At 67.8% G+C, this 9721-nt stretch carries 8 protein-coding genes; 7 read left to right on the forward strand and 1 reads right to left on the reverse strand.

The window, feature by feature from the left end:
- From ABZ717_RS27805 to nshR, 7 genes are all read left to right on the forward strand, one after another.
- A partial coding sequence (locus ABZ717_RS27805; RefSeq protein ID WP_358515978.1) for an enolase C-terminal domain-like protein occupies nt 1-630 on the forward strand: 630 nt, incomplete at its 5' end.
- Between the two features lie 265 nt (nt 631-895).
- Nucleotides 896-2593 (forward strand): SLC13 family permease, encoded by a 1698-nt coding sequence (locus tag ABZ717_RS27810; RefSeq protein WP_358515981.1) that lies wholly within the window; start codon nt 896-898, stop codon nt 2591-2593.
- Nucleotides 2594-2716: 123 nt separating this feature from the next.
- Nucleotides 2717-3892 (forward strand): histidine kinase, encoded by a 1176-nt coding sequence (locus ABZ717_RS27815; protein ID WP_358515984.1) that lies wholly within the window; start codon nt 2717-2719, stop codon nt 3890-3892.
- Entirely contained in the window at nt 3889-4566 is a 678-nt protein-coding gene (locus tag ABZ717_RS27820; RefSeq protein ID WP_358515987.1) for a response regulator transcription factor, read from the forward strand. Before ABZ717_RS27815 ends, ABZ717_RS27820 begins: the two co-directional genes overlap by 4 nt.
- 129 nt (nt 4567-4695) lie before the next feature.
- Nucleotides 4696-5556 carry a CPBP family intramembrane glutamic endopeptidase gene (locus tag ABZ717_RS27825; RefSeq protein ID WP_358515989.1) on the forward strand — a complete coding sequence of 287 codons (861 nt, stop codon included), beginning with the start codon at nt 4696-4698 and terminating at the stop codon, nt 5554-5556.
- A 99-nt stretch (nt 5557-5655) separates the two neighbouring features.
- Nucleotides 5656-6807, forward strand: coding sequence for a glycerol dehydrogenase (locus tag ABZ717_RS27830; protein ID WP_358515993.1), 1152 nt, complete (start codon nt 5656-5658; stop codon nt 6805-6807).
- 111 nt (nt 6808-6918) lie between these two features.
- Complete coding sequence (gene nshR / locus ABZ717_RS27835) at nt 6919-7740, forward strand: NshR/TsnR family 23S rRNA methyltransferase (protein WP_358515996.1); 822 nt, start codon at nt 6919-6921, stop codon at nt 7738-7740.
- Between the two features lie 41 nt (nt 7741-7781).
- Here nshR and ABZ717_RS27840 read toward each other — a convergent pair.
- Nucleotides 7782-9721: M3 family metallopeptidase (locus ABZ717_RS27840; protein WP_358516000.1), on the reverse strand; the 1940-nt coding region annotated here is incomplete at its 5' end.

The following is a 9721-nucleotide window of genomic DNA, read 5'->3' on the forward strand; positions in this document are numbered from 1 at the left end:
AAGATGAAGATCGGCGGCGCCGACCTGGCCGAGGACCTCGATCGCATCGAGGCGGTCATCGACGTTCTGGACGGCGACGGGTCGCGTCTGATGGTGGACGCCAACGGTAAGTTCGACCTGCGGACCGCGCTGGACTACGGCCGGGCCCTCGACCGGTACGGCCTCTTCTGGTACGAGGAAGTCGGTGACCCACTGGATTACGGTCTGAACGCGACACTGTCGGAGAACTACCGTCATCCCATCGCGACCGGCGAGAACCTGTTCTCGTTGCAGGACGCCCGGAACCTGATCCGCTACGGCGGGATGCGCCCGGATCGCGACTTCATCCAGGTCGACCCGGCACTGAGCTACGGACTGACGGAGTACCGCCGAGTCCTGGACATGCTCGCCCAGCACGGTTGGTCCTCCCGCCGGTGCGTTCCGCACGGCGGGCACCAGTTCTCGTTGCACATCGCCGCGGCCCTCAAGCTCGGTGGCAACGAGTCCTATCCCGGAGAGTTCCAGCCCACAGGGGGCTTCACCGACGACGCGGTGATCACCCGCGGTCGTGTGGCGCCGGGTGACCTTCCGGGCATCGGGCTCGAAGGCAAGGCCGAGTTCCACGACGTCCTCCGGGGCCTGCACGACTGACCGCCCGAGAACGGTGGCTCCCGGGCCGACCCACGGCCACGGGAGCCGCCGTCTTCGGCATCACATACGACCGCTCCGAGGCGGTACGCACGAACATCTGAAAAACGAGTTCCTCAAAGGAACCGATTCCACAATAAAATGGGCTCTTCCCCCTTGCGAATTATATACGAACCCATTTACCTTCATGGCCGGCGTCGAATCTGATGCCACCAGAGTCGCTTTCCCCCAGCAAGCCGAGCCGCGCAAAAGACCAAGAAGGCATGAAATGGCAAACACTTATCTGCATTCCATATGGGGAAACCTGTGGGTATCACACCGACAGATCAAGGAGCTCCTGACCTTCTCGTATCGCAGGAAGTCACCACGCGCGAATCTGGTGGCGGCCGGCGCGAACGACGGCGACGGTCCCGCTGAGACCCATGGCGGTACCGAGATCTCGGAATCGACTACGGAAGCGGATGGAGAGTCCGGTGGCCCCGGCCCCGGCTACACGCCCGCACGCCTCATCGGCCTGCTACTCGGTCCATTGCTGTTCGTGGCGACACTCGTGTTCTTCGAACCCGCGGGGCTCTCGCCGGAGGGGAGGGCGGTCCTCGCCACCACTCTGTGGGTCGCGACCTGGTGGATCACAGAGGCGATACCCATTCCGGTCACCTCCTTGCTTCCGGTCGCGCTCCTGCCGCTGAGCGGTGCGTTGGACGGTGATTCCGTGGTCGCGGCGTACGGCAACGACATCATCTTCCTGTTCCTCGGAGGTTTCTCCATCGCGATCGCGATGGAGAAATGGAATCTTCATCAACGTATCGCGCTCTCGATCGTCTCGGTGATCGGCACGAGTCCGCGTCGTATCATCCTCGGCTTCATGGTCGCGGCAGGTTTCCTGTCGATGTGGGTATCCAACACGGCCGCCACCATGATGATGATCCCCGTCGGAATGGCGGTGGTATATCAGGCCGCCCGTTCCCTGCGGGGTGGAGAATTCGCCGAAGACCTGCCGAAGTTCGAGAAGTCCATGGTGTTCGGCATCGGCTACGCGGCCACCATCGGCGGCCTCGGTACGCTCATCGGTACACCACCGCTCGCTATTCTTGCGGCGACCGTCGGGGAGCTCTTCGGTGAGAGCATCTCGTTCGGTGGATGGATGGTGTTCGGGCTTCCGATCGTCGTCATCCTCCTTGCCTTCGCGTGGTTCTACCTGACAGGTATCGCACTCAAGGTCAGGTTCAAGCACCTTCCCGGTGGCAAAGAAATCATCCGAGGAGAGAAGAGATCCCTCGGTAGAATGTCCACCGAGGAAAAGGCCGTACTCGTCGTTTTCCTCGGCGCCGCCTTCATGTGGGTGACCCGATCATTCATCTGGGAGGATCTTCTTCCGGGAATCAGCGACGGTGTCATCGCGATCGTCGCAACGGTGATCCTGTTCACGTTGCCGACTCGTAGCAAGGGAGAGCAGAGGATCCTCCAGTGGGAGGACTCGAAGAAGATCCCCTGGGGAATCCTCTTGTTGTTCGGTGGCGGACTGGCTATCGCCGCGGGGTTCGTCGAGACCGGACTCTCCTCATGGATCGGCGAGCAACTGCGCATGCTCGACGGGGTCAACGTCATCCTGGTCATCATCATCGCGACCGCGCTCGTGCTCTTCCTGACGGAGATCACCTCGAACGCTGCGACGGCAACGATGATTCTTCCGGTCATGGCGGCTTTCGCCGTTTCACTGAACATCCACCCGTACGCGTTGATGGTCCCCTGCGCGATGGCCGCGAACTGCGCATTCATGCTTCCGGTGGGCACCCCTCCGAACGCGATCATGTTCGGCACCGGAAAGGTGACGATCATCGAAATGGTCAAAACCGGTTTCTGGCTGAATATTATCGCCCTGATCCTCATCATCGCGGGGGTGCTCAACATGCTGCCGCTGTTCTGGGGGGTCGACCTCATGACCATTCCTCCCGGATTCCAGTGACCGGTTCGCACCGGGGTGAGGTCGGCCGATTCCTACGTGGTGCGGTCGAGGGATCCCTGGGCCGCGGCCACTCGTGCGACGCCTTCCGTCCGACCCCGCGGCGGTGCGGGATAGTCTGCTCGGGTGTCCGAGACGACGGCGTGGAGGGAACGGGTGCTCCGCCCCGTGCGAAGAGTGAGAGTCATCGACGCCCTACTCCCCACGGCCCTCGTGGCCCTGTCCTTCGTACCCGGAATCGCCCACCAGGGAGTCGACCTGGCGGAGCTGCCGGACGACCGGTCCTTGGACGCCCTGGGCCTGGCCCTCATCGCCGCCCAGACCGCGCCCCTCGCCCTCCGGCGCCGGTTCCCCGTCGCCTGCCTGGTCGTGGTCGCCGCCGCGTTCACCGCCTTCCAGCTGCTGCGCTACCCCACCGCCTTCGCCTCCCTCGCGCTGATCGTGGCCCTGTACACCGTCGGCACACTCCCGCCGCGCCGCCCCGTGCCGGTGGTCGTGGGAGCGGTCGCCGCCTACGCGCTCCTCTGTCACTCCCTGTACCTCGCGGGCTCACGTGCCACCGTGGCCGACTACTTCGCCTTCGGTCTCGTCCTGGCCGCGTGCTGCGCCCTCGGCGGGTGGGTGCGCGCCCGGGCCTTGGACGCCGAGGAGCGCCGCCGCCGGATGGAGGCCGACGCCGCTGCCGCCGAACGGGCCCGTATCGCCCGCGACCTGCACGACGTCGTCACCCACCACGTCACCTCGATGGTGGTCCAGGCCGATACGGCGGGCTACCTGCTCGGGCCATCCGACCGGGTGGGGACCGCCCTGGTCGGTATCGGGGAGTCGGGGCGGCGCGCCTTGGACGATCTCCGGCACCTGCTCGGCGTCCTGGACGCGAGCGAGGACCCGTCCGGGCCCTCGCTCGGCGAACTCGCCGGCCTCATCGAGCGCTCCCGCAGGGCGGGGCAGAACGTGGACCTGGTCGAGGACGGCGATCCCCGCCCGATGCGGCCCCAGGAGGAGGAAGCCCTGTACCGCGTCGTCCAGGAGTCCGTCACGAACGCGCTCAAGCACGCGCCCGACAGGCACGTCGTCGTCCGCATCGACCACGGGGGCGAGGCGGTCGGCGCCCGGATCACCACCGAGGGCGGCGCGTCCCCGACCGAGGGGACCGGATCGTCCCGACCCCGCCTCGGCGGCGGCCGCGGCTTGACCGGCCTGCGCGAGAGGGTGGGCGCCGTCGGCGGGGAGCTGCGCGCGGGTCCCTCCGACGACGGGGGCTTCACGGTGCACGCCAGCGTTCCCAGGGGGAAGTCGTGAACGGTTCATCCATCCGCGTCGTGGTCTGCGAGGACGACGAAGTGGTGCGCGCCGGGTACGCCGCGGTGCTCGACGCCCAACCGGACATGGTCGTGGTGGGGCAGGCCCGCGATGGAGCCGAGGCGATGAGCGTCATCCGGGACCTACGGCCCGACGTGGCGGTGATGGACATCCACATGCCCCACATGAGCGGTATCGAGGTGACCACCGCTCTGGCGGAGCCGCCGGACCCCCACCCGGTACGGGTTCTGATGGTGACGACCTTCAACCTGGACGAATACGTCTACGAGGCGCTGCGGGCCGGCGCGAGCGGGTTTCTTCTGAAGGGCGCCCCGTTGCCCGAGTTGATCGCGGGCGTGCGCACGGTCGCGAAGGGCGAGGCCCTACTGGCGCCCTCGGTGACCCGGCGGCTCATCGGCGAATACGCCCTGCGGATCCGCCCCGCCGATCCCGCCCCTCCCGTGGTGCGCCACGATCCGCTCACCGAGCGCGAGAACGAGGTGCTGCTCCTCATGGCGGAGGGACTGTCCAACGGGGAGATCGCCGAGCGGATGACGATCGCGCATGAGACCGTCAAGACCCACGTGTCGCGGATCCTCACCAAACTTCGACTGCGCGACCGGGTCCAGGCCGTCGTGTTCGCCTACCGCTCGGGACTGGTGCGGCAGGGCTGAGGGCCGAATCCCCCTGGAGAGCTACCGAAGCGCGCTCGCGCGGGTGATGTGGTCGTCGGGCCCCCTTCCCTAGCGTTGGGGACAGGTCAAAGCGCCCCCGCGCCCCACGTTCTTGGAAGTGATCCCGACATGTCTCATGACACCGCACCCGTGTCCACCCCTCGCAGGTTCCTGCGAACGGCCTCGCGTCTGGTACTCGTCCTGCTCCTGGTCGGCGCCCTGGCCGCACTCCTCCCGACCGTGACGGGCGCGGCGGGCACGTCGGTGTGGGCCCTGCCCCTCGGCATCGCGATGGCGGTCCTCGGTCTGTGGGCCTACCGGATCGTGATCCGCCGGGTCGAGGGGAGGGAGCCGCTGGAACTCTCCCGTGAGGGCGCGGCCCACGGCCTTGGGTGGGGGACGGCGGCCGGGATCGGCGTGTTCACCGCGACCATCGTGGCCATCGCCGTCTTCGGGGGCTACCGGATCACCGGTTGGGGGTCGTTCGAGGCGTTCCTCGCCGTGTGCGGACTGATGTGCGCGGTCGCGGTCGCGGAGGAGTTGCTGTTCCGCGGGGTGATCTTCCGAGTCGTGGAGGAGGCCACCGGGACCTGGGGGGCACTCGCCATCAGCTCCGTGCTCTTCGGCGGGCTGCACCTGGTCAACCCGAACGCGACCCTGTGGGGCGCACTGGCCATCGCCCTGGAGGCCGGTCTCATGCTCGGCGCCGCCTACGCGGCCACGCGTTCCCTGTGGCTGCCGATCGGCCTGCACCTCGGCTGGAACACGGCGCAGGCCGGGGTCTTCGGCACCGCCGTCTCCGGCAGTGAGGACGCCTTCGCCGGGCTGTTGGCGGGGGAGACGAGCGGTCTCACCATGATCAGCGGGGGCGCCTTCGGCCCCGAGGGCAGTGTCTTCGCGGTGCTGTTCTGCGGCGCGATCACGGTGTACCTGCTGCGCGTGGCCCACCGCAAGGGCCACATCGTGCCCCGGCGCGCGAGCCGGGTCTGAGCGTCGGATCCGAGGCGGCGCCGCCTGGGACACGGAACGTTTGAGTCATCGGGATCGCGGCCAGGGCAGAGGAGAGCACCGCTTTCGAAGGGGGAAACCATGTCCGAACACATTCCGTCGTTGCGCGTCTTCGCCTCACCGAGCCGTTACGTCCAGGGGCGGGGCGCGTTGGAGGAACTCGGTTCCCTGGTGGGCGCGCTGGGAAAGAGACCCTTGGTCCTGACCGACGACGTGGTGCGTGGTCTGACCGGCGAGATCCTGGAACGTACCTTCGCTCGGGCGAAGGTGCCGCTCACCTTCGAACGGTTCGGGGGGACACCCACCCGGGCGGAGTCGGAACGAGTGGCCGAGGTCATCGGGAAGGGCGGCCACGACGTCGTCATCGGCCTCGGTGGCGGCGCCGCGATCGACGCGGCCAAGGCAGCCGGTGACAACGCGGGTGTCCCGTGGGTGAGCGCGGCGACGGTGGCCTCCACCGACGCCCCCACCTCGGCCCTGTCCGTGGTCTACACCGAGGAGGGCTCCTTCGAGTCCTACCGGTTCTATGGCCGCAACCCGGCTCTGGTGGTGGTCGACACCCAACTCGTGGCGCAAGCTCCCACGAAGTTCCTCGCAGCAGGTGTCGGGGACGCGTTGGCCACCTGGATCGAGGCCCGTGCCCTTCGGGGTACCGACGCGGCCAACATGGTGGAGGGTCGCCCCACCCGGGCCGGGACCACCTTGGCCCGGTTGTCCTGGGACATCCTGTGGGAATCCGCGCTGCCCGCGTTGGACGCCGTGGACCGGAACCTGGTGACCCCCGACGTCGAAGCGGTCGTCGAGGCGACCACGCTCCTGTCCGGACTGGGCTTCGAATCCGGGGGGCTCGCGGCCGCGCACGCGGTGCACGACGGCCTCACCGCGGTCGACGAGACCCATCACCTGGCGCACGGGGAGAAGGTGAACATCGGCTCCCTCACCCAGCTGTTGTTGGAGGGTGCCGCCACCGCCGAGGTGGAGGAGTTCGCGGAGTTCACCGCACGGGTGGGGCTTCCCACCACACTCACCGAGGCGGGCTTGGGCGACGCCGACGATTCGGTGTTGGACCGGGTGGTGGAGGCCGCCATGGCTCCGGAGGAGACCATCCACAGGTTGCCCTTCACCCCATCGCACCGGGACGTGCGGGACGCGCTCCGTGCGGTGGAGGGGGTCGGCCGACGGGTCCGTGAACGCGCGGGGCTGGGAGAGCCGCGGTCGCCCGAGAAGGGTTGAGTCGACGAGGGTGCGGGACGGAAGGGGACGGGTCGGAGGGGCGGCGCGGGGAACCATGGCAGACTGGACCTTTGCCCTCCGACCTAGACACCGCACACGAGAAACGGGCCCATGGACAACTTGGAAATCATCGAAAGCGCCTCCGATCCGGCGGTCCGAAGGATCCTCGATGTCACCAAGAGTTCCAGGGCCAACATCAAGACGACCCTGATCGAGGACCCCGAGCCCCTCGTCCAGTGCCTCAAGGCCGGTGTGGAGTTCGCCGAGATCTACGGGATCGAGACCCAGCCGCCGCCCGAGGAGCTGATGGACCTGTGCCGGGAGCGGAACATCCCGGTCCGGTTGTTCGCCACCTCGGTCGTCAACCAGGTCTTCAAGGGCGAACGCAAGCCCAAGACCTTCGGTATCGCGCGGGTGCCGCGGCCGTCGCGGTTCAGCGATCTCGCCAAGCGCGGCGGGGACGTCATCGTGCTCGACGGGGTGAAGATCGTCGGCAACATCGGTGCCATCACGCGTTCGGCGCTGGCCTTGGGCGCTTCCGGGATCGTGCTCGTCGACAGCGACCTCACCAGCGTCGCCGACCGACGACTGATCCGTTCCAGCCGCGGTTACATCTTCTCCCTGCCGGTGGTCCTGGCCACTCGCGAGGAGACCATCGACTTCGTCCGCAAGGAGGGTGTCCCGATGGTGGTGCTCGACGCCGACGGCGAGGTTCCGCTCAAGTCCCTCGGGGACAACCCGGATCGGCTCGCGCTGCTGTTCGGCGGTGAGAAGGGCGGCGCTTCGGAGATGTTCGAGGAGGCGGCCTCCGCTTCCATCTCCATCCCGATGCTCACCTCCACCGAGTCCCTCAACGTGTCGGTGTCGGTCGGCATCGTGCTGCATGAGCGGACCGGTCCGAACTTCGCGGCCCACAGGGCCGACCGCCGCTGAGCGTAGGGGGCCGCTCCGAGATCGGAGCGGCCCCCTACCGTCTACTTCAGGCCCTTGCGGGCCAGCAGCGGCTCCATACCGGGCTCACGGCCCAGGAACTCGGTCACGGCCTCCATCGGGTCGACGCTGCCGCCCACGGCCAACACCTTGCGCCGGAAACGGTCGCCGTTCTCCCGGAGCAGTCCGCCGTTGGCCTTGAACCACTCCACGCTCTCGGCGTCCAGCACCTCACTCCACACGTAGGAGTAGTAGCCGGCGCTGTAGTCGTTGGAGAACACGTGCATGAAGTACGAGGTCCGATAGCGGGGGTGGACCAGCGGGTGCAGGGCACCCACCTTCTCCAGCGCCTCGTTCTCGAAGGCCAGGGCGTCGTCCACGGTCGTCCCGGGCTCGATGCGGTGCCAGGACCAGTCCAGCAACGCGGCGGCCAGGTACTCGAAGGTGGAGAAGCCCTGGTTGAACTTCTCCGCCGCGCTGAGCCGCTCCACCAGTTCGGTCGGGACGGGCTCGCCGGTCTCATGGTGCTTGGCGTAGTTGGCGAGGATCTCCGGCCAGGTCGCCCACATCTCGTTGACCTGGGACGGGAACTCCACGAAGTCGCGCGGAACGCTCGTGCCCTCCACCCGCGGGTAGCGAACCGCCGACAGCAGTCCGTGCAGGGCGTGGCCGAACTCGTGGAAGGCGGTCTCCACCTCGTCGAAGGTGAGCAGGGTCGGCCCCGACACCGGCTTGGTGATGTTGAGGTTGTTCACCACCACGGGCCGCTCGTCCATCAGGTAGGACTGCTCGACGAGGTTGTGCATCCACGCGCCACCGCGCTTGGTCGGCCTGGCGTAGGGGTCGAACAGGAAGAGACCCAGCGCGTCACCGTCACCGTCACCGTCGAAGACCTCCCACACCCGCATGTCGGAGTGGTATCCGCGCAGGTCGGAGCGTTCGGTGAAGGTGACGCCGTACAGGCGCGTGGCCGCGTACAGGACCCCGTCCTCGATCACCCGGCCCAGCTCGAAATAGGGGCGCAGGGCGTTCTCGTCGAAGTCGTAGCGGGCCTTGCGGACCTGCTCGGCGTAGTACGGCCAGTCCCACGGCTCGATGTCGTGACCGGCGTGCTCGGCCAGCGCGGCGGCCTCACGTTCGACGTTGCGCCGTGCCGGCCCCACCAGCTGACCGAGACGCTCCTCGACCGCGTCGACGGTCTTGGCGGTCTGGTCCGCGACCTTGTAGGCGGCGTGGTCGGGGTAGCCGCGCAGTCTGGCCTGCTCGGCGCGGATCGTCGCGACGCGCTTGGCGATCTCCAGGTTCTCCGGGGCGCGCTCCACGCTGAGCTTGTAGAGCTTCTCGCGAGTGGCGCGGTCGTTCAGCCGGGCCAGGGCCGGCTGAACGGTGGTGTTGAGCAGCGGCAGCACGTACTCGCCATCGTTCTCGATGGCTTGGAGCCAGGCCTCGTCGAGCCCGTCGAGGTCGGAGACGTCCCGGGTGACCAGGGCGGACTCGGTGGAGGCCCGGACCAGGTCACGGGCGAACTCCGTGCCGAGCTCGGAGATCTCGGTGTTGAGTTCGCGCATCCGCTCCTGTTCGGCGTCGTCCAGGTCGGCGCCGGCCTGGACGAAGTCGAGCCGGTACCGCTCCAGTAGCCGGGATTCCTCCGGATCGGTGGTGGTGACCCGCTTGATGCGCTCCCAGAGCCCGCGGTCGAGCAGGATGGCGTCCTGGTGCTGGGTGGCCCTGGGGGCGAGTTCGGCTTCGAGTTCCTGGATGGCGTCGGTCGCGTCCGAACCTGCGAGGGTGTGCAGGACGGTCTCGACCCGCCGCAACGTGCGCCCGGAGCGTTCCAGGGCGGCGATGGTGTTCTCGAAGGTGGGTTCGGCGGGGTCGGCGACGATCGCCGCGACCTCGGCGAGGTGCTCGGCCACGCCCTGGTCGAAGGCGGGCCGGTAGTGCTCTTCGCGGATCCTCGCGAAGTCCGGGAGCCCGTAGGGCA

Origin of the sequence: Nocardiopsis sp. NPDC006832 (assembly GCF_040635885.1) — a bacterium.
Lineage (GTDB): Bacteria > Actinomycetota > Actinomycetes > Streptosporangiales > Streptosporangiaceae > Nocardiopsis.

Excerpts from the sequence above, each read along its gene's own strand:
- nshR (WP_358515996.1), top strand. The coding sequence starts at position 6,919 with ATGGACAACTTGGAAATCATCGAAAGCGCCTCCGATCCGGCGGTCCGA.
- ABZ717_RS27830 (WP_358515993.1), top strand. The coding sequence starts at position 5,656 with ATGTCCGAACACATTCCGTCGTTGCGCGTCTTCGCCTCACCGAGCCGT.
- ABZ717_RS27825 (WP_358515989.1), top strand. The coding sequence starts at position 4,696 with ATGTCTCATGACACCGCACCCGTGTCCACCCCTCGCAGGTTCCTGCGA.
- ABZ717_RS27810 (WP_358515981.1), top strand. The coding sequence starts at position 896 with ATGGCAAACACTTATCTGCATTCCATATGGGGAAACCTGTGGGTATCA.